Source organism: Nonomuraea sp. NPDC049152 (assembly GCF_040648355.1).
Classification (GTDB): domain Bacteria; phylum Actinomycetota; class Actinomycetes; order Streptosporangiales; family Streptosporangiaceae; genus Nonomuraea.
This window is the reverse complement of record NZ_JBEZDO010000006.1, coordinates 260,188-286,340: the sequence shown is the minus strand read 5'-3', so window position 1 is coordinate 286,340 and position 26,153 is coordinate 260,188. Positions and strand designations below refer to the sequence as shown.

The 26,153-nt window shown below is 69.2% G+C and carries 15 protein-coding genes; 1 reads left to right on the top strand and 14 read right to left on the bottom strand.

The features are described from left to right. Window positions 1-658: 658 nt before the first annotated feature. The 6 genes from AB0B45_RS14540 to AB0B45_RS14515 form a co-directional block, all read right to left on the bottom strand. Complete coding sequence (locus tag AB0B45_RS14540; RefSeq protein ID WP_358130066.1) at window positions 659-3,313, bottom strand: amino acid adenylation domain-containing protein; 2,655 nt, start codon at window positions 3,311-3,313, stop codon at window positions 659-661. A 74-nt stretch (window positions 3,314-3,387) separates the two neighbouring features. Next, entirely contained in the window at window positions 3,388-4,758 is a 1,371-nt protein-coding gene (locus AB0B45_RS14535; protein ID WP_358130063.1) for an MFS transporter, read from the bottom strand. Continuing rightward, window positions 4,755-5,867, bottom strand: coding sequence for a Xaa-Pro peptidase family protein (locus tag AB0B45_RS14530; protein ID WP_358130060.1), 1,113 nt, complete (start codon window positions 5,865-5,867; stop codon window positions 4,755-4,757). The genes AB0B45_RS14535 and AB0B45_RS14530 overlap by 4 nt, the downstream gene beginning before the upstream one ends. Before the next feature lie 146 nt (window positions 5,868-6,013). Further along, a complete protein-coding gene (locus AB0B45_RS14525) occupies window positions 6,014-6,784 on the bottom strand; it encodes an ornithine cyclodeaminase family protein (RefSeq protein WP_358130286.1) in 771 nt (256 codons plus the stop codon). A gap of 288 nt (window positions 6,785-7,072) precedes the next feature. Continuing rightward, window positions 7,073-7,846: an alpha/beta fold hydrolase gene (locus AB0B45_RS14520; protein ID WP_358130057.1), complete on the bottom strand. Its 774-nt coding sequence runs from the start codon at window positions 7,844-7,846 to the stop codon at window positions 7,073-7,075. Continuing rightward, on the bottom strand, window positions 7,846-9,087 hold the full coding sequence (locus AB0B45_RS14515) for a condensation domain-containing protein (RefSeq protein ID WP_358130054.1): 1,242 nt from the start codon (window positions 9,085-9,087) through the stop codon (window positions 7,846-7,848). Before AB0B45_RS14515 ends, AB0B45_RS14520 begins: the two co-directional genes overlap by 1 nt. A 273-nt stretch (window positions 9,088-9,360) precedes the next feature. On the opposite strand from AB0B45_RS14515, the gene AB0B45_RS14510 reads away from it, so the two are divergent. Then, window positions 9,361-10,170, top strand: coding sequence for a GNAT family N-acetyltransferase (locus tag AB0B45_RS14510; protein WP_358130051.1), 810 nt, complete (start codon window positions 9,361-9,363; stop codon window positions 10,168-10,170). A gap of 12 nt (window positions 10,171-10,182) precedes the next feature. Here the strand turns inward: AB0B45_RS14510 and AB0B45_RS14505 are convergent, their stop codons facing one another. From AB0B45_RS14505 to AB0B45_RS14470, 8 genes are read right to left on the bottom strand one after another with little or no spacing between them, the layout of a single operon-like run. Next, window positions 10,183-10,899 (bottom strand): 2OG-Fe(II) oxygenase, encoded by a 717-nt coding sequence (locus AB0B45_RS14505; protein ID WP_358130048.1) that lies wholly within the window; start codon window positions 10,897-10,899, stop codon window positions 10,183-10,185. A 50-nt stretch (window positions 10,900-10,949) separates the two neighbouring features. Continuing rightward, on the bottom strand, window positions 10,950-16,775 hold the full coding sequence (locus AB0B45_RS14500) for an amino acid adenylation domain-containing protein (RefSeq protein WP_358130045.1): 5,826 nt from the start codon (window positions 16,773-16,775) through the stop codon (window positions 10,950-10,952). Continuing rightward, entirely contained in the window at window positions 16,772-21,292 is a 4,521-nt protein-coding gene (locus AB0B45_RS14495) for an amino acid adenylation domain-containing protein (RefSeq protein WP_358130042.1), read from the bottom strand. The genes AB0B45_RS14500 and AB0B45_RS14495 overlap by 4 nt, the downstream gene beginning before the upstream one ends. Further along, window positions 21,289-22,218 carry a TauD/TfdA family dioxygenase gene (locus AB0B45_RS14490; protein ID WP_358130039.1) on the bottom strand — a complete coding sequence of 310 codons (930 nt, stop codon included), beginning with the start codon at window positions 22,216-22,218 and terminating at the stop codon, window positions 21,289-21,291. The genes AB0B45_RS14495 and AB0B45_RS14490 overlap by 4 nt, the downstream gene beginning before the upstream one ends. Continuing rightward, window positions 22,215-23,123, bottom strand: coding sequence for a GNAT family N-acetyltransferase (locus AB0B45_RS14485; RefSeq protein WP_358130036.1), 909 nt, complete (start codon window positions 23,121-23,123; stop codon window positions 22,215-22,217). The genes AB0B45_RS14490 and AB0B45_RS14485 overlap by 4 nt, the downstream gene beginning before the upstream one ends. Next, a complete protein-coding gene (locus AB0B45_RS14480; RefSeq protein ID WP_358130033.1) occupies window positions 23,120-23,953 on the bottom strand; it encodes a hypothetical protein in 834 nt (277 codons plus the stop codon). The genes AB0B45_RS14485 and AB0B45_RS14480 overlap by 4 nt, the downstream gene beginning before the upstream one ends. Continuing rightward, window positions 23,950-24,213 (bottom strand): MbtH family NRPS accessory protein, encoded by a 264-nt coding sequence (locus AB0B45_RS14475; RefSeq protein ID WP_358130030.1) that lies wholly within the window; start codon window positions 24,211-24,213, stop codon window positions 23,950-23,952. The genes AB0B45_RS14480 and AB0B45_RS14475 overlap by 4 nt, the downstream gene beginning before the upstream one ends. After that, the gene (locus AB0B45_RS14470) at window positions 24,206-25,936 is read right to left on the bottom strand and encodes a non-ribosomal peptide synthetase (RefSeq protein WP_358130283.1); all 1,731 of its coding nucleotides are present in this window, start codon (window positions 25,934-25,936) and stop codon (window positions 24,206-24,208) included. Before AB0B45_RS14470 ends, AB0B45_RS14475 begins: the two co-directional genes overlap by 8 nt. Between the last annotated feature and the right edge of the window lie 217 nt (window positions 25,937-26,153).

The window sequence follows — 26,153 nt, the reverse complement described above, 5'->3', positions numbered from 1 at the left end:
GGGCTTCGTCATGTCCGCCCCGGCCAGCTCGAGACCGGGCAGCATCACGACCTCGAAGCGGATCGGGCGGGAGGGGTTGTGCTCGGGAGCGTGCAGGATGTCGGGCCGGGGGTTACCGACGTCATCCATGCGCAGACTTGATGTCAGCGATCGCGCGGTGCGTGCGCTGCCCGCCCGTTCCTTCCCGCGTACAGCGGTTGGGTCACTCTCTGAGGGTTCGAGGCTGACTAGGGGCACGTCGGCGATACCGGCCCCGTTTCGGGGTATATCGCCGGGTCCAGGCGGACACGCGAGATCTTCAGTCTCGACGGTCGCCGGCGGCATCTGCCGGGCCTGAATGAGGTCGGCCACTATCGGGTCCTGGTCGATCACCTGGGCGGCGACCGCGGACAGCCGCTCGTTGTGGTTGCGGGCGTAGGTCCGCATCAAAGTGAAGGCCTCGGCCATGCTGATCTGCGCGCGGAAATGCTGGCCAGAGCCTCGGCGAAGCGTCTTCCTTGCCGAACTGCGGAAGCACCCTTGACGTGCATTTTCCGTCGAAATTCGGCGGAAATGCAGGCCAGGAATCCCGATCCGTCCTACGGATCGCCACCGTACGGGCGGCGGCCTGCACCTGCTCCATGTGCTCGGCGTAGACCGCCCACAGCTAAAACCGACCTCAGGGTGAGCAGGAGATTCGGGCGATCTCGGCGAGCGAGTGCGCAGCGTAGCCGTCCTGCTCGGCCAGCCAGGAGGCTTGCTCCGCGACGCTCGGACGGTCGAACAGCACTCTGACTGGGATCGGGATACGGAAGACCTGGGACAGTCGTACGCTGACTGCGAGCGCGATACGGGACTCGACGCCTAGGTCGAACAGGTCGGCGTGGACACCTACGCGCGAGCACTCCAGCGCTTCGGCCCAGAGCTCTGCAAGTACCTGCTCGAAGGGCGAGTCGGGTGCCGTCTTGTCCTCGTCGGATCCGGGGCCGCTCTTGCCGCATCCCCCGACGACCCCGGCGGCGGCAACGATGCCGAGTTCGGCCCGCACCTCCTCGTACGCCGCCGCGGGGTCTTCGGGCAGCGGCCAGGAGGCGAGTGTCCGGCGATCGGCTTTTCCGCTCGGGGTGAGCGGCAGGTTGGTCACGGCGACGCATGCGAACGGCACTATGTGGCCGGGCAACTGCTGCGCGAGAAGGGTGCGTAGGATCCACGGCGGCACGTCGTGGCCCGCCGCGAGCATGTAGTAGGCGATCAACCTCTTGCCGTGCGTCGGGGTGTCCTGTGCGATGACGATCGCCTCGGCGAGACCCTCTTGGGCCTTGATCCGCGATTCGACCTCGCCGAGTTCGACCCGGAAACCGCGAATCTTCACCTGGCCGTCGCGACGCCCGAGGTACTGGATCCGGCCGTCCGGCAGCAGTGTGCCGTAGTCCCCTGTGCGGTATACGCGGTCGGCGCCGTGCGCGCCCTTCTCCCCCGCCCGCTCACGCCGGGCGAAGCGCTCGGCGGTCAGTTCCGGTCTGCCCACGTATCCGTGGGCTAGGGAGACGCCGGAGACGCAGATCTCGCCGGGTACGCCGACCGGCAGCGGCTGCAGGCGCTCGTCCAGGATCTCGATCTGCGTGCGGTCGATCGGCGCGCCGATCACGGGCAGTTCCGGCCACACGGCGGGGTCAGCGGGCAGCCGTTCGGCGGTCACCACGTGCGTCTCCGTGGGGCCGTACTGGTTTTCCAGTCGCGCTCCCGTGCGCCAGAAGAACTCGCGGACCGCGGGGCTCACCTGCAGTTGCTCGCCGGCGGTAACCACCTCCCGCAGGTGGTGGGGGAACCGACCGCTGCGAACGGCGGTCTCAGCGAGCTGCTGCAGGGCGACGAACGGGCCGAAGAGCCGGTGGACGCGGTGTTCGTCGAGATAGGCGATCAACCGATCGGGATCGCGGCGGACCTCGTCGGCGATGAGGACGAGCGTGCCGCCGGTGCTCCAGGTCGCGAATATCTCCTGGAACGCGACGTCGAAGCTAAGCGCCGCGAACTGCAGGGTGTTCCAGCCGATTCCGGCCTCGGAGTGGCGTGCCTGCCAGTCGAGCAGGGAGGCGAGAGGCCGGTGGGGCATCTCGACGCCCTTCGGGTACCCCGTCGAGCCCGAGGTATAGATGACATAGCAGAGGTCTTCGCCGTCGACAGCATGGGTCGGGGCCGACTTTGCCGTCGACGCTGTCGTCTCGGGTCCGGGCTTGGTGAAGACCGTGTCGAGGCCGACGAGTCGGACGCCGTCCGGGATCTCGAAGACTTCGGCGTAGCCCGTAGGGCAGACCAGCACGTCGGCGCCGCTGTCGGCGAGCATGTAGTCGAGACGCTCCTGGGGATACGCGGGGTCGAGCGGCACGTAGCCCGCGCCGTGCTTGAGGATCGCGAGGAGGGCGACGACGAGCTGCGGCGTGCGGGGACCGGAGAGCGCGACAACGCGGGCCTCGCCGAGCCGTGTGCACCACTCCTCTGCTGCCGTCGCGAGCTCGGCATAGCTCAGCTCGCCGCCATCCCATCGCAGGGCCGGGACATCCGGATGATGTGCAGCGGTGCGGTCGAACAGGACGTGCGCGGAGGGCGTCTCCCGGTCGGCGGGCGGATCGGGCGTCGGTGGAGTCGGGGCGGAGGCGGCGAGGGGCAGCAGACCCACGGGCGTGCGCGGCGTTTGCACCGCCGCGTGAATGAGTCGAAGGTAGCAGGCGACGATGCGTTCCGCGGTCTGCCGCGAGTAGAGCTCGCCGCGATAGGTCAGTGTGCCCTGGTATTCATCTCCCGTGGTGAAGGCGAAAGCGAGGTCGGGCTCGAAGCCGACGACGCCTGCCTCGTCGGCTTCCGGGTCGAGCAGGACGAGGGCGCGGCAGATCGCGTCGGGGGCGACGCCTGCTTCCTTCGCGAGCTCGACGGTGCTCCCGTCGAGCGGGTGGAGTGCTCGCAGTTCGGCCGCGTTGCGTTTGGCCAGAGCCGAGAAGGAGAGTGCGGGATCGATCGGCTGGCGCAACGGCAGCCAGGCCTCGAGGTGGTGCGCTCCAGTCGCCGCTCCTACGACGACTTCTTCGACGTCTGCGTTCTCCCAGGGTGAGGCCACGCGGTAGAGCAGCGCTTGGAGTCCGGCGGCCAGGAGAGCGAGGACTGGCGTCTTGAGCGCCTGCGCCGCCGCTTCGAGGTTCCGTGCGGACTCGGGCGGCAGCGTAAAGGCGACGGGCGAGCGGTCTCCGGGAGCATCGGTGTGCTCCGTCCGCTCCGCTGGCCAGGTACTAGGCGGTGGAAGCTCGGCTACGAGCCGCAAGAAGGCGGGGTTCTCGGTCATCGGTTCACGATCCATCAGTTGTCGGGACGCTTAGGGTGCGGCGGGGCCGGAGCACACGGGTGGCCGGGGCCGCGTCAGTCCTGCGACGTGGATGAGGGCGCGGGCTCGTCAGCCGCCCTCTGGGCGACCACTTTCGCCTCTTCCAGCGCGCCGTCCTCGGTCGCGGATTCTGGCGCGGTGTACTTCTGAGCGTCGTAGCGCCACAGGGCGGGGGTGACGAACGCCATGACGACGGCGGTCAGGGCGCACGCCAGCCCCCCGGTGGCGATGGAGGTGCGCAGACCCGCGGTCACGGCAACGGCGCTAGCCTCTACGTTGCCCAGTGCAGGTCCCGTGGCCGTGCTGACGCCTTCGAGACCCGCGAGCCGGCCCCGGTATTTGTCGGGGATGCTTTCGTTCCAGATCGTGCTCCGGAAGATCATACTGATGCCGTCGAAGATCCCTGCGACGAAAAGCACGGCAAGGGCTATCCAGAGCGAGTGGGCCAGGCTCAGCGATGCCATGGCCAGCCCCCACAGCGCGGCGGCGATCACGACCATACGCCCCCGCCGCCGCACGCCATTCACCCAGCCGCTGGTCGAGCTGATGATGAGGATGCCCACGGAGGGGGCCGCGTAGAGCAGCCCCAGCGCCCACGGTCCGCCGAGGCTCTGCGACAGCTGGGGGAACAGTGCCGTGGGGGTGCCGAAGAGCATCGCCGAGAAGTCGACGACGTACGTTCCGAGCAGGTCCCGCCGCCGAGCGGCATAGCGGATCCCCTCGACGACCGCTCGGACTGAGAGCGCCTCCTCGTCCGAGGTCGTGGGCTGCGTTGAGATGAGGGCGAGCGCCGTGAGCGATCCGACGAAGCTCACCAGGTCGATGGCGTATCCGCCGCTCACTCCGAACCCAGTGATGACGAAGCCGGCCAGGGCCGGGCCCAGGGTGAAGCCGATGCCCATCCGGATCGAGTTCAGGGCGGCGCCAGCAGCGAGCTGGTCCTTCGGGAGCAGACGGGGTGTCAGCGAATCGAGCGAGGGTTGCTGGATGCCCTCGATGGCCGAGATGCAGGCCGCCGCGAGGTAGAGCGGCCAGAGCGCGGGGTGGTCCCGGACCAAGCAGTTTGCCAGGAGTCCGGCGGAGACGATGGCCAGGGCCAGTTCGCAGACGACGATGAGGCGCCGACGATCCACGCGGTCTGCGAGCGCCCCGCCGACCATCGCGGTCAGCAGGGCGGGGACCACTTGCACGATGCCGAGCATGGCCACGGTCAGGGAGGACCCGGTGATCTCGAAGACCTGGTAGGGCAGAAGAACGCTCGTGAACATCGTGCCGAGGAAGGAGGTCCCCTGGCCGATGAAGAGCAGCCGGAATTCGCGTACTTGGCGCAGCGGCCTCAGATCGACGGCTGCGGAGCGAACCAGTCGGCGCAGTTGGTTCGGCTCCGCCTCGCCGCGCCCGCTCACCGGCGTTCTCCCGTCGCCAGGACGCGGTGTCCGTCCTCGGTCACGAGAACCAGCGCGCTGTGCCGACTGCCGCCTTCGCCGGGCAGGTAAATGCCGGGTTCGACGACGAAGACCTGCCTGGCCTCGAGGATGGCCTCGGAGTCCGCAGTGAGCTTGGGCTCCTCGACCAGGTGCAGGCCGATGCTGCGCCCGGCAGCGTGGATGAACTGCGGACCATATCCTCTGGCTTCAATCAGGCCCCTGCAGCCGTCGTCGACCTCGTTCGCGGGGGCGCCGGGCTTGATGCGGGCGACTCCCGCCTGCAGCGCGGCTTCGACGATGCCGGGGATCTCTCGCAGTCGTTGCGACCCCTTGCCGCCGCGCGATCTGCTGAGCTCGCAGCAGTACCCGTCCACCGTGGCGGCGACGTCGAGGACCGCGGGCTCGCCCGCGGCGACGCGACGGCCGGTCGGCCAGTGGTGGGGCCGGCTGGAGTTCGGACCGCCTGCGACGATCGGCGGGGAGGCTTGCTCGGCGCCGCAGTCGCGCAGGACTGTGACGATGCGTTGGGCCACCTCCAGCTCGGTAGGCTCATCGGCCAGCAACGCATACGCCTCATCGAGGGCGGCGAGGCTCACCTCGGCGGCTCGCAGGATCGTGGCGAGCTCGGACTCGTCCTTGACCGACCGCAGGCGCTCGACGACACCGACCGTCGGCACCAGGGCCGCGCCGGGGAACCAGCTCGTGGCGAAGCGCTGCTGGTGTGCCCAGGTCACGTGGTCGGCCTCGAGCCCTAGGCGCCCGCCCGGCTGCTGAGTGCGCGTCAGCCGTTCGCGCACCAGGCTCGCCAGTGGTTCGGGGTCGGAGGGACGCTCAGCGATCCGCACCTCGAACCGGCTGGAGGAGGATCGCTTGCGTTCGTGGGCCTGCTCCTCGTTAATACCGTCGGTGACGAGGTAGGCGTGGTCGGGCAGCACCAGCAGGGCGCTCGTGTGGCCGTTGAACCCGGTGAGGTAGCGGATGTTGACTGGGTTGGTGATCAGGAGGCCGTCAGCCCCGTGGGCGTCCAAACCAGATCTGAGTGCCGCAATGGGGTCGTGACCCTCCGGGGCCTGTTGGCGCGCTGCCATGGTGGTTCCCTTCTTCGAGGTGGCTGTTCCAGGGGGCGAGCACACCTGCTCTGTGAGCGTGGATTCCCCCTGCCCGCGCCGAACGTTGATGTGAATCCCGACCCCTGAGTGGGGCGGTTCACGAGCTGTGCGGGCTGGCTTCGCTTTCAGTAGTCCACCCGGGTACCGAGGCCCCGCTCCGCCGCGACTGAGTAGACGCGGCGGGCCGCGAAGAGGTCCTCCACCGCCAACCCGACCGAGTCGAACAGTGTGATCTCCTGCTCGCTGGTGCGGCCTGGGAGCACGCCCGTGAGGATCTTGCCCAGGGTGCCGCGCAGGTGCTCCGGGCCGATTGCCTTTTCGGCGGCAGCGAAAAGGTAATCGCCCGTCTCAGTGAGGAAGGCCTCGGCGTGGTCGACGAACACGGTGGCGGCGACCATGGTGGCCGTGTCGACCTCACGGGTGGACGGAACGGCCGAGCCGATGGCGTTGACGTGCGTCCCCGGTCGGATCCAGGAGCGCTCCAGCACCGGGACCGTCGATGTGGTGGCGGTGACCACCACATCGGCATCTTCCACCGCCTTCTGCGCGTCGGCGCAGGGCTCGATGGGCAGCTCGAGCTCCTTCTCGAGGCGCGCGCAGACTGCCGCGCAGCGTTCCTGATCTCGTGCCGTCACCGTAATCCGCCGGAAAGGACGGATGTGTGCCAGTGCTCGGACATGGGCTGCTCCTTGGACACCCGCGCCCAGCACCGCCAACTGCGTCGCGTCCGGTCGGGCCAAGACATCGGTGGCGATCGCGCTGACCGCCGGGCTGCGCAGCTCCGTAATGGCGGAGGCGTTGAGTAACGCAAGGGCCTCGCCTGTGCGGCCACTGAAGAGCAGCACAGCTCCTTGGTGGGAGTCCAGGCCCTGGGCGGTGTTGCTCGGAACAGGCAGACCGCCTTGAGCCCGTAGAGCGGATCGGGCCCGGAGGCGTAGGAGGGCATCAGCCCCAACAATCCAGCGGCCCCCTCGGGGGCCAGGACGGGACGCTGGGCCGACTGCTCACACCGACCCTCGGTGAGCGCGATCAGGGCCTCGCACATTGCCGCGCGGCAAACGTCCGGAGTCAGCACTTCGCGTACGTGGGCTTCGGAGAGGACGAGGACGGACACGGGAGTACCTCCTGCAGTGCGCCGGTGACGCTTCGGTTCGAGTTGGGGTAAGGGGCGCTGTCCGCGAAGGTCAGCGGGGGATGTGAGAGGCGGTAGTCGACGTGAGCACTGTTTCGGTGATCCGGGCCAACAGGTCGCGCCGGGCTTCGGACGCGTTGATGGCGAAGTGGCCGCCCGGGTAGGAGATCACGCTGCTGCGATCGGACCCGAAGGAGAGCCACGCGCGCATCGCAGGCGCGTCCGCCGCCGCGTCCTGCGAGCCCGCGACCGCCCAGATCGGGATGCCAAGCCGAATCAGGTCGGTATGACGGGCTCCTCGAAAGAGGGCCAGGTCGCGGCGCAGCTGGGCGAGAAGGAAGTCGGTGAAGTCGGGGTCCGCGAGGATCTCCTTCGGGGTCCCACCCATATCGCGAAGGTAGGCGAGGAGCTCGGCGTCGCTCGCCTGGCCCGCGTCGAGGCCGCCGTCGGCCGGGGGCGCGGCCGCCACCCCGGATATCACCAGCAGAGCAGGGGGGTGGCCTGCCCGCTGTCTCAGGCAACGGGCCGTCTCGTAGGCGACCAGGCCGCCAAAGCTGTGGCCGAACACCGCCACGGGACGGGGGTCATCCTCGTCCGTGATCTCCTGGGCGATCGCCTCGCCGAACTCCCGGACGCCCGCCAGTTCCACACGGGGGCCGCCGCGTCCGGGCATGCGCACGGGCCGCACCTCCAGGCAGGACGGTGCGTCCCGCACCCATGAGGAGTAGAAGGCATGGGAGGCCCCTGCGCACGGCACCGCGACCAGGCGCGCCGTCGCGCCGTCCATCGCCTGTGTGCGTGGACCCAGCCAGGTGGAGCCTTTCATCAGACCGCCCCGTCCCGAGCGTCGACGCACTCAAGCAACCGGCCTAGCAGGCCGTCGGCGAGGGCGGAGGCTTCTTCGGCGTCCAGGTGTGGCCCCTGGTGGTAGACGGCGACGGTGATCGTCCCGTCAGGCTCCCGCGTCACATCCACCGTGCACGGGTACGGCGACTCGGGCAGCCTGAGCTCCTCGACGCTCCACGTGGTGTTCCCTACCGCACGCGACCCGTTCCAGGACGAGCGCACCGACAACGAGACCTCGATTGGCTTGCGCAGGCGCAGCAGGCGGAAGATACGCGCGGAGGGCGTACCACCGTAGTCCAGCAGATCGAGCAAGCCGTCGCGCACCTTCCAGAGCAGGTCATCGAACGCGGCGGGCGAGTGATCGGACACCTGGATCCTCAGCGGAAGGACGTCGACGAACATGCCGACGGTGTGCTCATAACCCGGCGGCCGGTGGTCCATGGCGATCCCGACGACCACCTCGCCACGTCCCCGGTCCTGCGCGAGCTGGCCGGCCAGCGCCGCGCCGAAGAGAACTGGCAGCCCGGCGCGGTGCGCGCGGGCGACGCGGCGCAGCGCGGACGCCGCGGTGACGTCGAGGGAGCGGACAACTACGCCGTCGCCGCCGATGGAGGTGTCCGCGAGCCGGGCGAGTATCTGCCCGTTTGGCAGGTCCTCAAGTGCCTTGGCCCAGAAGTCGTCCCCGGCATCGCGCTCACTTCGCAGTGCGTCCTGTGACCTTCGCGCCGCGTATGTACGCAGATCACCAACCGCACCCGGGGCCGGAACCGCACCACCGGTCTCGGCGGCGTACGCAGCCGCCAACTCGTCGACCAGCACTGGGCCGCTCGTGCCGTCCATGACCAGGTGATGCGCGATGACCAAGAGCTGGGAGCGGTGCCCGTCGATCGGCCACCACCACAGGCGCACCAGCGGGTCGTCGAGGTTGTCGAAAGGGCGTCGGCAGAACTCGATGACGCCTTCGTCCGGCGCATGCGCTTGGACCTGGAGAGGCGATGCGGACTCATCCAGCGTGAATGCCGCCTCACCCTCCTCATCGGAGCCGACGCGGGCACGCAACATGGGCTGACGAGCGGCTGCCTGGCGTACCGCGCGCTCGAGCGCCGCGAGCTCGAGCGGGCCGCCGATCGTAACGCACAGGGGGACGGTGTTCCTGCCCGTGCCCGGACTTACCAACTCCCCGACGTAGAGCTGTTCCTGCTGGGGGGCAAAGGGAATCATGCCAGCGTCCCCGCGGCAAGCTTCTCCGTTTTCCGTCGGATTTCCCGCCGACATTCCGGAAGAACCGGAAACCCCGTTCATAGAACACCTCTCCAGCTCGGTAGGGTATTATCAGGCACTTTCGAGACTTTTTGATTTCCGCTAGGGCCGCTTCGCAGTGGCTCCGGAATTGGCTCGCTCACTGGATGACGCGTCAGTGGATGCGATATAACGGTCGCCGTGACATTAAATTCCTCAGATTTCTCGGAACCCAATACCGGTGGTGCACAGCCGATGAGCGGCCTGATCGCCCTGGTCGACCGCTACTTCGACGCGGCGCCGCGCCCGGACGCCGATGCTGTGGAGGCCGGGGCCTTCACGCTCTTCGTCAGCCGCACTCCCTGGGGCTACTACGCGCGCCCCTCGCTCAACGGCGACCGTCCCATCGAGAGCACGGACCTGGACCTTGTGGCCGCCGCTTGCCAGAAGCACGGAGTGGACCTCTCCCTCGAGTGGGTGCATGAGACCCGGCCCGAACTGCGGAAACTGGCGGAGGCGTACGGACTGTCCTGCGAGAGCCACACGCTGATGGTCGCCACGGCCGAACAGGTGCGTGCCCAAGTGATACCCGGCGTCACCTTCCGCGTGGCGGGGCCCGACGACGACGCGCTGCTAGTCGGCCGCGCCGTCGCCGAGGTGTCGTTCGGCTTCGGTGGCACGGCCGTCGGCGAGCCCGGTGCGGCCGAGCGGGACGCGGCGCTGTCCCGGATCTCCCCCGAGATGACTGAACACCTGCGGTACCGGGCTAGCAGCGGCCTGACAAACACCGTGGTCGCCGAGACCGCGCAGGAGGGCGTGGTGGCCGCCGGTTCGTACCAGCCGATGGGATCGGTGGCCGAGGTGCTCGCGGTGGCTACCCTGCCAAGTGCCCGCCGCGGGGGCATCGCCGCCGCGTTGACCGCACGGCTCGCACAACATGCCCACGACGCGGGCGTTGAGAGGGTCGTGCTCTCGGCACAGGACGACGATGTCGTCCGGGTCTACGAGCGGGCTGGATTCACTGCGGTAGGCACCGTCCACGCCGCCGAGCGTCAGGAGAGCTGATGCCCGGCGGGCTCAATCGGCAAGGTCAGCCGGGGTTTCGGTGACGAACAGCTGATCATCGAGACCGACCGGCCGCATCGACTCCGGGCAAGCGTCCGAGTAGTAGTTCATCGTCACGACCGCCCGAACACCGTTCGGGTTGTGCAGCGGACGCACGTAGTGCGGGTTGCGCCGGGCGTCGAAGAACAGCAGCTGGCCGGCCCTCGGGTAGATCAGCGCGCAGTCCGCGTCGACCTCCTCCTTCGTGCTCGCGCCCGCGTTGCGCGCCACGGCCAGCGCACCGCCCGTCTGCTCGGTGCAGTCGGTGAGGTAGAGGAGGCCCTCGACCGGGTTGCTGTCGACGTGGCAGGGGTAGCGGACGCCGTTGCCGCGCTGGACGTTGAGGCTGAGCGCGACCTTCAGGTCCGCCGACGGCTGCACCTCGTCGCTCACCAGGCTCTGACCCAGCTTCTGGAACGCGCCGTAGTACAGCTGCCGCAGCCAGGGGACCTCCGCGGCTAAGACGTCGCCGTCGACGGCCTCGATCGGGATAATCGTGCCTTGCTCCTCGCGGGCGGTGGACATGGTGGGCTTGAAGTCACGCGCGACGGCGCGCCGCTCGCTCACCTCCAGCAGCTGCCGGATCCAGCCGACGGGCAGGCTGGTGCCGACGTCGTAGACGTGCCAGTGGAAGGCCGGGAAAACTGCGTCGAGGTCGAGCGGCGGCTGGTTGACGCTGGTGATGGTCATGGATTCCCCTGTGTGTCGTTGGGAGCGGTGAGAGTGGTCGTGGCGTCGGCTCACGCGTCGGCCGGGATCGGAGCGGCGTCCGGCGCGGGCAGAAAACCGGTGCGGACCATCTCTTCGACCAGGACGGCGAGCAGACGGCGGTCGGGAAGCGGCACACGCATCCCGGGCAGCAGCTCGATCAGGCGGGTCAGGTCAGGATCTGACTGCTTGGCGTCGGGTTCCCCGAACCAGGCGGCCAGGGTCGCCTCGGCCTCCTTCGCGCTCGGCCAGGCGTCCTGGCGCAGCCGGGAGATGATGGTGTCTACGTCGCTGTCCGCGACGTCGTACCCGCAGTCCCGCAGCTGCACGGCGAGTTCGGCGAAGGACAGAGGCACGGGGTTGACGACGTGCACCATGTCGACCCCTTCCGACATGGGTGCGGCGGCCAGGGCGGCCACCGCCTCGGCGGCCACGTCGGCCGGGAGCAGGTCCAGACCCCACTGGTGGGTACTGGGAGCGGCGCCCGCAACCAGGATCGCCTTCAGGACCCGGTAGATCCGGTTGCGACCGGGGTCCTGCGGGAACCTGCCGGTGTGGCTGTCACCGACGAGTGAGCCGACCCGTACGATCCGGCACCGTAGCTGGTCACGCTCGGCGTGCCCCTGCACCACGTGCTCGGCCTGCCACTTGGACCGCACGTAGGGGCTCGCCAGGTAGGGTTCGCGCTCGGATTCGCGAAGTTCTTCGAGGTCGGCCAGCCCGCTGGAGCTGACGTGGAGCAGGGCCAATCCATCGCGCAGTGCCCAGCCCGCCACCTTGCGGGTCCCGTCGACGTTGATCCGCTGAAAATCCCCGGGATCGCCGAAGTGCCGGATGTCGGCGGCCGTGTGGATCAGCACGCCGCCCGTCGCGCATTGACCCACGGGCGGCTGCGCGGCCGGATCGGACAGGTCGAGCCCGACCACGTGCAGGCGACCGAACGTCTCCTCGTCTGCGCCAGCCTCCCGCAGCGCCCGGTGGACCCGCTCCTCGGCATCGGCCCCAGCGAGCGGCCGGGCAAGAGCGAGCACGGTGCGGCCGTCCGCCAGCAGACGCGCCACCACGCGTGCGCCAAGAAGACCGGTAGCTCCGGTGACGGCGAACTGTGCCGACGGCCGCTCCTCGGCTGCGCCGCCCGGGGAAGGAACGTCCTGTGAAGCGGCCTTCGTCAGGTGCGCCGCGAGCTGCGCGACCGTGGGATGGGTGTAGAAGTCCTGCGCCTCGACTCGGGGGAAGCGTTCGCGCAAGTCGGCCATCGCCATGAGTACGGTCAGCGAGTTCCCGCCCAAGGCAAAGAAGTCGTCTTCCGGCTGCTCCACGGCCTGCTCGAGGACCTGCGACCAGACGCCCGCGACGGCACGCTCGTCCTCGCCGGCGAACGCCGATCCGGTGGGATCACCGCCGAGCACGTCCCCGGGAGCCCCGGCTCGGGCGTGCCCCGACACGGGCTCGGGTTGCGCCGAGAGCGCACCCCGCTTGCCGCCGAGGGCGATCGGCAGCGAGTCCACGACACTGATCGTGGCCGGAATCGCAGGCCCCGGCAGCCATGTGGCAAGGCGGGACTTCGCATCCTGTGGCAGTGTCCCGACCACCTGGGCCGTCAGCCGCGTGGACCCGTCAATGGAGCGTTCGGCCACGACGTGTGCCGCGCTCACTCCAGGGAGCCGTCGCAGCGCGGCGGTGACCTCACCGAGTTCAATACGGTGGCCGCGGACCTTGACCTGTCCGGTGGTGGCCCTGCCGAGGAACCGCAGGCGTTCGCCGTCCCAGCGCACGAGATCGCCAGTGCGGTAGAGCCGGGTGCCCGAGCCCAGCGGGTCGGGGACGAAAGCGGTGGCGGTGGCACGTGGGTTGTCGCGATAGCCCCAGGCGAGACCGGCGCCGCCGAGGTAAAGCTCACCGACTGCGCCCAATGGGACGGCATGGCCCCCTTCGTCGAGCACGCGCACGATGCAGCCGCGAATCGGCTGCCCAATAGGCACTTGATCGTCGTTCGGGTGGGCGTCGTGGTCGGCCCCGGCCGGCACGTCGTAGACGACGCAACCGACGGTCGCCTCGGTCGGGCCGTACTCGTTGATGATCCGCACTTCCGGCCTACGCGAACGCAGGTCCTCCACCAGCGAACCACGCAGCGGTTCGCCTCCGACGACCAGACGCTCCCACGGCAGCGACCCGCCGCCGGCGCGCACTAGGAACTCGAGGTGCGACGGGGTGGCCTTGAGCAGGCCACGAGCCGTGGCGTCGGCAGCGGCAGCGGCGCGCAGCACCGCGTCGTCCATCCTGCCAGCCCCCGGCAACCACAGTTCGCCACCACTGAGTAGCGGTAGGAACACTGAGGTTACCGACAGGTCCACGGACAGCGAGGACACCAGCGCGCTCTTGATCGGACCATCCGCGGCGTACGCGTCCAGGGCCCAGTCGAGGTAACTCGCCAGCGCCGCCCGCGGTATGGCAACGTCCTTGGGTGTTCCGGTCGTCCCCGAGGTAGAGATGACGTAAGCCAATGCTCCGTCAGGGGCGAGGACGGGGAGATCGGCGGCTGCCGCCGCCTCGCCCTCGTCCACCAGGCTGTCCACCGTACAGGCGGATGCCTCCTGGTCGCCCGGCAAGGCGATGATGAGGTCGGGCCGAGCGGCGCTCAAGACAGCGCGGTTGCGCTCACGAGGCGCGGAGGGGTCCAGCGGCAGGTACGCCGCCCCCGCTGCTAGCACGGCCAACATCGCGACGACGACATCCGCGTCGGCCGGCAGCAGCAACGCGACCAGCGAACCTGGGCCAACCCCTCGGGCGCCCATAGCCGTCGCGAGCCGGGTGATCCGGTCCGCCAGGTACCGGCCGCCGACCTTCCTGTCGGTGCCGACGCGCAGGACGGGCTCGGCCCCCCTCGCGGCGAGGCCGGCGAGCAGAGTGCTGAGCATTGGGGCCAGTGCGGGGGCCTGCGCCGGCTCGGCCGGGGCGGCGGTCTCCGCGTCAAGAGGTATGCCGACCGCCGTGATCGGGCAGGAGGGGTCGTGCGCGGCGGCCGTCAGACAGCGCAGCACGCAGTCCGCGATGGCCTCGGCCACGGCGGGCGGCACCCGCCCCGAGTCGTATTCGAACCCGAGCGTGATCCCATCCGCGTCGTGCAGCAGCGCCACAGTGAGCGGGAACTTGGCCTGGGTAACAGAAATCTCGCGCAGCGTCAGCCGGTGGCCGCAGAAGTCTCCAGGCGCACCCGTCTCCGGCACGCTAAACATCACGTCGAAGCCTTGCTCGGGGCGTTCCGCGCAGGTTCCCGCTGTGGTGAGCGCCCGCACTGTCTCCGCGCGGGTTACCGCCAGCAGATCGAGGAACGACTCACCCGGCCGGTTGGGCCAGCTCAGCACGACGACGTCGATAAGCGGCCCGCACGCCTCGGGCTCCTGCAGGGCGTACCGGATGTCCACCGGCATGCCGACCACCACGTCGCGGTCCGGGTCGTAGACGCGCAAGGTGGCAGCGAGCGCGGTGAGCGCGACCATCGGCAAAGTCGACTGCTCAGTCGCGCACAAGGCGCGCAAACGCTGCGTGGTGGCGGAGTCGAGTCGGCGGGTCACCTCGCGCGGTGGGCCGGAAGCCTCCGGCCCACGGTCGAACCCAACGCGGCGCACGGACTCAGGTCGTGACGCGTGGCCGACGGTGGCGGGCAGCTCCAGCATGCCGACCTCGACGAGCGCACGGTGGCGGCAATCGGGCGCGGCTTCCGGCGCATCGGCTTCGGAACTGTACACGGCGGCCCAGCGCTGCAGCAGCAGCCCCATGCTCCGGGCATCCGCGACCGCATGGTGGCAGGCAATCAGCAGTCGCGTCCGATTGTCGCCGATCACGGCGCAGGCGGTCAGCGGAGCCTCGGGCGGCAGGGGCTCGCTCAAGGCGGCCAGTTCGTGCAATGCCGTAGCGTCCAGGTTGGCCCCGGCCCGAACCAGCCGCAGGTGCGTCTGCGGCCGGTCGGCCACGGTGGCCCGCCAGCCGTTCTGGCCGATGGTGAAGCGGGTGCGCAGCACCTCCACCTGTTCCTGGACTGCGTCGAAGGCCTCACAGAGGCGGGAGGCATCCAACACGGAGCCCACCTCAGCGTCGATGACCACGTTCTCCTGCGGTTCACCAAGGGCGCGGGCGGTCAGCAGCGCGGACTGCATCCGACTCACGGGGAACTCGTCCGCGCCGCGTGCGGCGTCGAGCGGCAGCTCGCCTGCCGGAGTGTCACCGGCACGCGGCCCGGCCAGCATCTGTTCGAGTTCGTCGATGGTGGGATCACCGAAGAGGTCTTCGACGGTCGGGACGGAAGCCCAATGGGCGGCCATCCTTTGCCGCATCCGGAGGAGCGTGAGCGAGTCGGCGCCGCTGCTGATGATCCCCTTGTCGGGGACGGGGCGGTCGCCGACGGTAGAGGTCCAGATCTGTTCGAGTAGTTCGCGGGACCCGCCTGCGGCCGATGGCGGAACCGGCGGCACAGCAGGGGAGCCCACCGGCGCGGCGGGCGCGGATCCGGTCGCCGCCGCCCCGACCGTGGACGCCGACTCTCCGAACGCCGCGACCTGTCGGCCGCCGTCCGGGCCGGAGAGCGGGGTTGCCGGCAGATGCAGGCGCGGTGCCTGGCCGGTCGGGGTGAAGACGTCCACGGCACCGGCGGACCACAGCTGCCCGAGGGCTGCGAGGAGCGCGGTATTGGCCGCGCCCGCCCGGTCCAGCGTCCACCGCCCATCCAGGCCAGCCGCCTGGTGGTAGCGGGTCACCATCGGCTGCGGACCCACCTCCACGATGAGGACGCCGCCGTCGCCGACCGCCGCGAGACGCCCGACCAGCCTGTCGTACCGGACAGTGCCCGTCATCTGGCGCACCCAGTAGTCCGGGGCGACCGGCGCAAGCTCGTCGAGTTGGGTCCCGTCGGGCTCGCAGCGTAGGAAGGGAAGGGCGGGCGGGCGCAACCCGAGTGGGGCCGTCACCTTCGCGAAGCCCGCGGCGGCCTGGGTCATCATCCTGCTGTGGAAGGCCTGCCCGACGTTCAGCCGACTGGCCCGGTGCTGGCCCCGGATCTCGCCGAGGAGCCTTTCGACCTCCTCGGGGGGACCGCTGAATACGACGTCGTGCGGGGAGTTGACCGCGGCGAGGTCGAGGGCGGGGAATTCCGCGAGCAGCAGCGCCGCGTCCTGCATACCGAGCCGGACCGCCGCCATGGCGCCCGGCTGCGCCAGCTCGTCCATGAGCCGGGAGCGCTCCGCGACGAGCCGGAGCGATTCGACGGGTTCGAGGACGCCGGCGGCGACGGCCGCCGCGTACTCCCCCAGGCTGTGCCCGAGCACGCTGTGCGGCTTCACGCCCCAGCTCTCCAACACGGCGAGGATGCCCACGGAGACCGTGTGGATGGCGGGCGCGGCCGTGCGGGTGGACGACATGGCGGCCGGTGGTTGCGCGCCGCGCACGATGGCCTCGAGGTCGACGTCGAACTCGGACAGGATCTCCTGGGCCTGCTCGAACCAGGCCGCGAACACCGGCTCGTCCAACAGCGCGGCGCCCATGCCAGCGTACTGGCTGCCCTGCCCGGTGAAGGCGAACACTAGCCGCGGCCGGTCCCCGACTACGGGGGCCTGGGCCGCTTCGCCGGTCGCGACGGCGCGCAGTCGGTCGACCAGTTCAGCGCCGTCGTGCACGACGGCGCTGAAGCGGACGGCGTGCGCCGAACGCCGTTGTAGTGTCGAGGCGACCTCGGCGAACGGCAGGCGGTGCGACGCTAGGTACTGGGCCAGTCGTTCGGCGTGCCGGGCCAGCAGCTCCGTGGACGGCGCCGACACGGTGATGAGGCGAGGGCGCTCGCCGGCTTCCCCACGTGCCGAGCTCACGCCGACTCCAGCACGGCGTGCGCGTTCGTGCCGCCGATACCGAAGGAGCTGACCCCAGCCAGCACCGGGCCGGAGGCGGGCTCCAACGCTGTCGTGGTGACGCTCAAAGACAACGGACGTTCCCCCTGTGAGAGTTCTTCGATGGGTTCCGCGACGTGGGGTGTGGCGGGCAGGATCCGGTGGTGCAGTGTCAGCGCGGTCTTGATGAGGCCGATTACGCCGGAGGCCGTGTTGAGGTGCCCGATATTGGCCTTCACCGCGCCGAGGGTGCAGGCGCCGCGGCGGGCGGATCCCAGCGCGGCCGCCAAGGCTGCCGCCTCGACGCCGTCGCCCAGTCGGGTTCCGGTGCCGTGGGTCTCCACGTATCTGATGTCTGCGCCGTCGACCCGCGCCGTGGCCAGCGCCTTCGTGATCACGTCGACCTGACCTTCGTACCCTGGCGCGGTGTAGCCCACCTTGCCGTCGCCATCGTTATTGACGGCGGATCCGCGGATCACCGCGTAGACGGGGTCGCCGGCCGCTAGGGCGTCTTCCAAGGGCCGTAGCAGGACCACGCCGACCCCATCTCCGCCGATCGTGCCATCGGCCCGCCGGTCGTGCGGTCGGCAGACGCCGGTCGGCGAGTAGATCAGACCCGGTTCGTAGACGTAGCCGTTGTTCGCGGGCGCCTCGACGGACACCCCTCCCGCGAGCGCGAAGCGCGCCTCGCCTCGCCGCAGCGATTCGCAGGCCAGGTTGACGGCGACGAGGGAGGTGGAGCACGCTGTGTCCACCATCATTGCCCCGCCGCGCAGACCGAACTGGTAGGCGGCCCTGGTGGCCAGGTAGGCGCCGGAGTCGGACAGCTCGGCGAGGAACGACTCCCCGCCGCCCGCGCCCGCAGCAGCGGCCAGAGGCCGGGCGCGCCGTGCACTTCCGGCCACCAGGCTTGTGCTGCCAGCGATGTCAGACAACCGGTATCCGGCGTCCTCCACGGCCGATCGCACGCACTCGAGGAACAGGCCATGCTGCGGGTCGAGCACGGCGGCGTCGTCCGGACGCATGCCGAACCCGGCGGGATCGTAGTGGTAGGCCCCGCCCTCGACAGCGCCCCACCGTTGCACGAACAGTCGACCGTCTCCCAGGGGGCGGATGAAGTCGTGCCGTGGGCCGACCATGGCGCTGCGGCCCGAGAGGAGCAGGTCCCAGAACTCCGTGACGTCGGCGGCCCCCGGCGTGCGGCACGCCATGCCCACGATGGCGATGGCCATCGGCGCCGCCGTCCCGGCGGAGAAGGCGGGCGCCGCGACGGCCGCGGCCGTCCCTTCCCCACCGCATAGCCTCGGGACCTCGGAGTGGGGGGCCCTACCGGCCAGGCGGAGTGTCTGGGCAGCGACGGTGGTGTGACGCAGCAGTTCGACGACGGGCAGGGTTCGACCCAACCGCTGCCGGATGACCTCGCTCAGCCGGAACAGCAGCAGCGAATCGCCCCCTGCGTCGAAGAAGTTGCGTTCGGTGACGTCCTCGTGGCCGAGGACATTCACCCACGCGGCGGCAATCTCAGCGCGCACGCGCTCGGCGTCCGTGGCGGCCGTGGCGGCCGTCTCCTCCCGCCGGTCGGCGGCGACGGTCTCGGGGGCCGCCGTGTGGGCGGCGCCGCCGGTCGCCTCGACTCGCTGCCTGCGGGCCAGGTCGATCAACGCCTGCTGGTCGATCTTGTTGTTCTGCTTGCGGGGCAGGCGGTCTAGCTCGATCCACCGGCGCGGCTGGGCGAACGCTGGAAGCTGGGCTTCGAGGTACCGGCGGGCCTCGTCGATCCGGCCAGGTTGCTTCGGCACGACGAAGGCGAGCAGCTCCTTCCCGCTGCCCGCGTCGGTGGTGTAGAGCACGCAGGCCTGCGTGATGCCCGGCGCCGCGCGCAGGGTCGATTCGATCCCGGACAGCTCGACGCGGTTCCCGCGGATCTTGACCTGGTTGTCCAGTCTGCCGATGAACTCGATCTCCCCGGAGGCGTCCCAACGGACACGATCCCCGGACCGGTAAAGCCGGGCGGAGGGCATATCACCGAACGGGTCGGGCACGAACTTCAGGGCTGTGCGTACCGGGTCGCCGAGGTAGCCCCAGGCGATGCCCGGCCCACCGACCAGCAGCTCTCCGGGAACACCCTGCGGGGTCGGGATCAGAGTGTTCTCGTAGACGACGTACGCGTGGGTGTGCGGCACCTCCAGGCCCAGGGGGATCGTGCGTGTCCTGGCCGGGATCTGCAGAATCGGGCGGCAGTGCGTGGTGAAGGAGTTCTCCGCCGGCCCGTAGCTGTGCGTGATCACACCCGGGGCGGTCCAGGCCAGCGCCTTGCGGACGTGTTCCGGGGAGACCGCCTCCCCGCCTATGTAGATCCAGCGCATGGCGGAGAGCGCGGACGGGGAGTGCTCGACGAGGTGGTTGAACAGAGGGTTCGTCATGATCGCGACGGTGATCCCGGTGAGGCGGATCGTGGCGGCCATAACCTCAGGGTCGAGCAGGTCCTCCTTGTCGAGGATCACGAGCTTCGCGCCCTGGGTCAGGCCTGCCCAGATCTCGAATGTGCTGGCGTCGAAGTTCAGCGGCGAAAGGTGGGCCATGGCGTCGTGCCGCCCCACCGGGAGGAAGCCGTCGTGGTGCAGGAGCCGCATGAAGCCGCGGCGGTCCAGCATCACGCCCTTGGGCCGGCCGGTGGAGCCCGAGGTGTATATGCAGTGGAACAGCGCCAGTTCACCGCTTGGGTGGGGATAGTGCGCGGGTCCACGATCGGCGTACGAGCCGCTCTCGAGTTCCTCGACGCGCAGTACCCGGACCTCGGATGTTGCCTCGGGTATGTCGGACGCGGCGTCGACCACGACACGCGTCACCCCGGAGTCGGCGAGGATCGCGCGTATCTGCGCCACCGGGTACTGCGGGTCGAGCGGCAGATAGGCGCAGCCGGCCGCCACGACTCCGACGAGCGTGGTGAGGGCGTGGATTCCCCGCGGCAGCATGACGGCGACGAGTTCGCCGTCCTTCACCCCGTCGGCCCGCAGGGCATGGGCGAGGAAGGAGGCGCGGGCATACAGCTCCCCGTAGGTCACGGACTCGTGCCCGTGGACGGCCGCCGTCGCGTCGGGGTGTTCGAGCGCGTGCCGCCGGATGAAGTCCACGGGGGACTCGACGCCCGAGGTCCACCGCTCGTCCTCGGCTGCGGACACGGTCGCCGGGACGTGATCGTAGGGCGGCAGCAGCTCGGCCACGGTCAGCCCGGTCGCATCCCTGCGCTCCGCGAGCTGGCGGACCGCGGCGCAGAACTGGTCGATCAGGAGGTCGGCGGTGCGCGAGGTGTAGAGGTCGGTGTCGTAGTCGATCTGGATCCTGACGTCCTCGGTGCTGTCCGTGACGAAAAGGCCCACGGCGTTCTTGCCTGTTGCGAGGGGGACGTCGAGGAGTTCCAGTGCGATTCCCTGCTCCGTCAGCACCCTCCCCGGGCCGGCGAGAGTGTAGTTGAAGGCGGCCCCCAACTGCCCCGAAGAGCTCTGCAAGCGCAGCAGCCTGCGTACCGTCGCGGCGGGGACCTGCGAGTGGATCATCGACTGGACCACTTGCCTCCGCAGGGCGGCCACGACCTCGGTGAACGGGGTGTGGGGGCCCGCGGTGGTCTTTACTGGCAGCAGTCGCGCCATCAGCCCGACGTGCTCATGCGACTCCTCGCCGAGTCGGCCACTGAACGTCAGTCCCGAGAGCCCTTCGGCGGTGCCCGACCACAGGTGCAGCAGAGAGGTCCACACCGCCAGCAGGATCACAGCAGTCGAGGCGGGCCGCAGCGCCGGGTCCTTGCACAGGGTATGCAGCAGGTCCACGTCGAGCGAGCGTCGGACGAAACCCGGTTCCCCTGCGACGGACTGGGCGGTGAGGTCGTTCATCGGCACGATGCTCGGCGACTGATCGGCCAACAGGTCGGTCCAGTACGCGATGTCGTCCTCGGCCTGTCCCTGGACGTCCTGCCCCGCGGCGTCGTCCACGGCCTCCGCCGCCTCTGCGGCGTCCTCTCGCCCGCCGTCGAGCAGCTCGCGCGGTAGGAGGTCCACCGACCATCCGTCTGCGATGATGTGATGCATCGTCACCACAAACACGGTGCTGTCCCGGTAGCACCGGACGTTCACCCGGATCAGAGGAGCCTGCGTCAGGTCCATCAGGCGCGCGGCCGCAGTGGTCGCCCACGCTGTGGCGTCGTCGACGTCATAGTCGGCGTGGACGTGTTCGACGACGAACGCGGCCGGGGCTCGATCGAGTACCTCCCGGGTCAAGTGCCCGTCGCGTACGACGAACCGGCTGCGCAGCCGCCGGTGCCTGGCCTGGAGGCGGGCGACGCTCTCGCGTACCCACTCGGGCGAGGCAGCCGACGTCGTGCGGAAGGCGAGCGGGATGTGGTAGCGCGTCGAGGCCGGCTCCTGCTCCGACGCGAGCCAGACCTCGACCTCGTCGTCCCTGGCAGGCCGCGACTGGCTGACCCGCGCTTCGTGCGGTGTCATTGTTTCCCCCGTGATCCCATCCCCACGACCACGCGCCGTGTGCCGGTGAACGCGTCGCGGGCGTGTGCTGCCAATATGTTGTCGACGACCATCAGGTCACCGCGGCGCCAGGGGTGCCGGTAGGCGACCGATTCATAAGCGGCGCGGATCGTCTCGATCACCTCGGCCGCGATCTCGGTGCCGTCCGCGTGGAACGAGTCCGTCGGTCGCCTCGCCGAAGCGGTGGTCAGGAGCGCTTTGCGTACGGCCGGCGGCTCGACGCCGCGGACGTTGAAATTCAGGATGTGGTTGCACCAGCTGCGTTCCCCGCTGACCGGGTGCACGGCTATGGCGGAGCGTCGCTGCAGCGTGTGGAGGCCGTGTTCGCTCCACTCGGCCTGGACACCGTGGGTGTCGCAGTACCGCTCGACGTCCTCGCGCGACTGAGTCCCGAAAGCCTTTTCCCACGGGACGCCGAGGCCGACGAAGTTGCGGCTGTAGCGCACGCCGTCTTCGAAGCGTTCGACGATCTCCGGGGGCAGAGCCTCGAGCATCGCGCGCCCGTCGGCGACCGGCGTGCTGCCTCCGCTCTCCGGGACCTCCAGGCACGCGAACACCAGGATCTCCGGGCGAGCCTGTCGGTAGGAGAACTCGTTGTGGAACTGGATGGGATAGGCCGCCGGGTACTCGGTCGAAGTGAAGGCCCGCTCACTCAGCGCCGTACGCGGCGAGGTCTCCTCGTCGAACTCGTCGCTCGGCACGACGAGCCGGGAGACGGCCCTGTCGAACCTGTCGACGTCCTCCACTCCGGCGTTCCGGAAAATGATGACGCCATGCCGGATCAGGCCCTCGTCCCAGTGCGGGTGGGCCTCGAGCCACTCGTCGAGGCCCTTGCCGCCTTCCACAGCGACAACCAGGGGAGCGGTGCTGCGTAACGGAGTACTCATACGCGCGGCTCCCGGTCGGTCATGCCGCCCCGCCAGGTCCGGCGAACAGCGAGCACCCGTGGGTCTCGGGCACGGATCACGGCGGTCACCAGGGGGTGGGTCTGCGGGGACGCGACGATCTCCATGATCTCGGCGCCGCTCGAGCGGGCGACCTCGGTCAGCGTCTGGGCCTGGTCGTACTCGTCGCTCATCAGGACGCAGGTCTCCCGGACGAGGACCTTCTGGCCGTCGCGCTGCCACGCCGCCCAGGCGACAGGCTCGCCCCCCCGCCAGCCGACAGTCACCCGGCACTGTTCGGGCTCGAAGAATGCCTCCTCGACCTCCTCCATGGTCTCCTGCCAGGCACCGCCGCCGGGGAAGACGTGTCGGTTGTGCGTGAGCAAAGCCATGTTCAGGATCCGCCGTCGGGTGGCCTCGTCGGCGTCCGCAGCATCGGTAAAGGTCAGGTCGTGGCCGAGCAGCTCGGGCCAGTCGGTGGAGAGCTCGTAGCGGATGGACTCGCCGTGCACCTCGAAGCCGCGGTTGACCATCCACACGTTGGCGGGCGCGTCCTCCTGGTCGATACTGGTCACCAGCACCGACCGATCGTGCTTGCGAGCGAATTCGCGGCAGGCCTTCAGCAGCGCGGTGCCGATGCCCCGCTCGGAGGTGTCCGGGTCGGCCACGATCCACACGTGGAAAGCGTCACGGTCGTCGACGCCGGGGAACTCGCCGCAGTCCGCGTACCCGAGCAGCTCGCCGTCGCGCCGCACTGCCCAGAAGGCGAACGCGCCAACCTGCTTGGGGCTGCGGTGCATCACCGGCCAGCCGGGGAGCCTGCGCTCGCTGAGTCGCCCATATGCGACGCGGTCCTCGGCAGTATCGGTGTACTCCTCCACCTGCACGGGGTTTCGGTCGTGGGTCATGGTGTCTCCTCGTGGACTGGGCACGCGGCGCTTGGCAGCTGCGGGGACTGCGCGCAGATCTGGTCGGTGGCGTGCCAGAGTTTCGGGAAGAGCACGCGGCGTACGAAGCCGTCGAGCAGATCCACGGGACGGCCGGTGAGGCTCTTGGGCATGTCCCGGCGCGCGTCCGCGGTGCTCAGGCCCCGTCGGGTCACCGGGTGACCGCCGAGACGCCCCCATACCAGCCTCTGGTGGGCCTGCTGCCAGGCGATGACGCTGTCGTCGAGCTTGAATAGTGCTTGACCGACCTCGCCCAGATCCCGCAACGGGCCTTCGGCCTTCGACGTGCTCTCGGTCTCCGGCCTGCCCGTCATGGCCTCCAGCAGCGTGCACCCGTGCTCGTCCAGGGCCCGTTCGAACGCCGACCACAGGCGCTGCGCGGCTGGCCACATGTTCTTCATGCCGGCCGAGTCCAGGCCGCTGCCGCCGTTCGGCAGCAGTTCCCGCAGCCGCAGGAACCGCACCTGGTCGAACTCGTCATGCAGGGTCGCCAGCAGGCCCGTCGAGACCTCTTGCATTCGTGCCGCGCGGCGCACCAGGCGGGCTGCGTCGGTGTACGCGCCGTCGGCCAGGTGTGTGGTGGCCCAGCCGAACTCATAGTGCATGGTGTACCACGAGAATTCGGTCATCAGGTGGATCGATTGGAAGAGGACGAAGTCCTCGTTGGGGTTTTCCTCGGGCGGCAGGAGAGCCGATAGGGCCCGAGAAAACCTGATGACCTCGTCATAAGGCGTGTTAGAAAAGGCGTCGAATTTGGGAGCGGGACCCGTCGACTGCTGACCCGAGGTCATGTTTCGGTCTTCGCCTCCGTTATGCTGAATCCCTCCGAAGCCGCCGCGAGTGCCTCGCGCACGCTTTTCGGGCGCATATCCGTCCAGACGCGCTCGATGTAGTCCAGCGCCTCATTCTCGGTTCCCAAGAATCCCGCCGGACGCCATCCGGACGGCGGCGTGGAATCCTCCGGCCAGATCGAGTACTGCTCCTCGTCGTTCACCACAACCTGACGGCGTGGCGCGTTCTCGGTTTCCCGGTTCACTTTCGTCTCATTCATGCGTTTCTCCAATCAGTTGGGCCATACCTCGGACAGTACCGCCCTCGAAGAGATACTCCACTGGAACGCTACGCCCGGTCGCCTTCTTGATACGTGAGATGACCCGGATGCCGAGCAACGAGTCGCCGCCGCATTCGAAGAAAGTCGTGTCGAGCCCGAACTCCCGGTGCCCCAGCACCGCGGTCCAGCAATCCGCCACGACGCTTTCCACGGGACTCCCGGCCGCCAATTCCCCGGACTGCCCGGCTTCGTGTCCGAAGAAGAGCTGGGACCTGTCCAGTTTGCCGTTCGTGGTGATCGGCAGGGATAGGCGGCGGAGGATACGTGACGGCATCAGATACGGCGGCACCGCGTCACGCAGATAGTCGAAAAGCTTTGCCTCGTCGAAGGGCTCCGGCGCCACGATCACGGCGGTGAGGGAACCTCCCGACCCGCCGTCAAGCAGCCCGACGGCCGCGTCCCGGACACCGGGGTAGCGGCGCAGCAGGCTCTCCAACTGCTGGGGTGCCACCCGGTGGCCGCGCACCTTGATCTCGTTGTCGATACGCCCCTCGTAGTAGAGGATGCCGTCCCCGCCCAGCCGCGCAAGGTCTCCGCTGCGATAGGCACGCGCACCGCGGCCCTCCGGATCCGGGACGAACACGCGGGCGGTGCGGCGGGGATCGCCCAGGTACCCGTCGGCGACACCGTCGCCGCCGACCCAGATCTCGCCGAGCTCTCCGACGGGCACCTGCCTGCCGGAGGAGTCGCGCAGGGAGACCCGCGCGCCGGGCAGCGCCCAGCCGATCGGACTGGCCGTGCCGGGGGCGAGGATGCCTCCCGGCGGCCCCTTGACGCTTTCGGGTCCGATCAGACCGCAGGTCACATGGACGGTCGTCTCGGTGATCCCGTAGAGGTTCGCCACCCGGAGCGAGGGCGGGTCGCTCAGCAGCTCCCACGGTATCCGCGCCGGATCGAGCCGGTCGCCGCCCAGCACGACGGTGTGCAGTGTCGGGGGCACGCCGTTCTCGCGCCAGTGTTCCAATAGTGCGTAGAACAGCTGGGGCGTGGCCGACAGGACCGTGACACCGTGCTGGCGCAGTACCTCGCTGAGCCGGTGCGGGGATCGGACCGACTCGCGGTCGACGAGCACGACGCGCCCCCCGAGGAAGAGCGGCGCATATATCTCCCAGACGGAGAAGTCGAATGCCAGGGAATGCACGCAGGTGAAGACGTCTTCACCGGTCAGCCCCAGCTCTTCGGTCGCCGAGTGCAGAAGCCAATCGACATTGTCCCGGCGGACGACGACGCCTTTCTGCTGTCCTGCGGAACCAGACGTCATAATCGTGTACGCATGCCGTGGATCAGGGGCGCGCTGGGCCGTACTGAGAATCCTGATTTCCGCATTCCACTTGGCGGTCCCGTCATGGCCTTGAGTGGCGGAAACGGCGACGTAATGCGAGGCACCGGACCTCTCCGCCACGCGCGCACGCCACTCATCTGGATGCTCCGGATCCAGCATGATGTAAGCCGCGTCCGAGCGCCAGACGGCGAGTGCGGCCACGACCGCCCCGAGATCCCTCGGAGAATCCACGGCCACCAGGGAACCTGGTTCCACGCCAGCCGCGATCAGATCCGCAGAGAACCTTTCCGCCTGACCAAACAATCGACGGTAGTCGACCGCCCCGGAGGGGCCGATCACCGCCGGAGACAAAGGCGAACGTGCTGCGTGCGTACTTGTCACAGCATTAAATTGAAAGCTCAACTTCCCTCCAGCTCAATTTCCGCCCCATGAGCATCGAACGTCGCACCATATCCCAGAACGTCGCACCATATTCCAGGAGATCATTTATTGGTTAGACGAGTAGTTCCGAAGTGATCAGTGGTCGTAGGCTGTTAATGGCCGAGTGATCGGTGCACCGGTCTTGTGGTTGTGCCAGATCGCCTGGCCGTGAACGGGA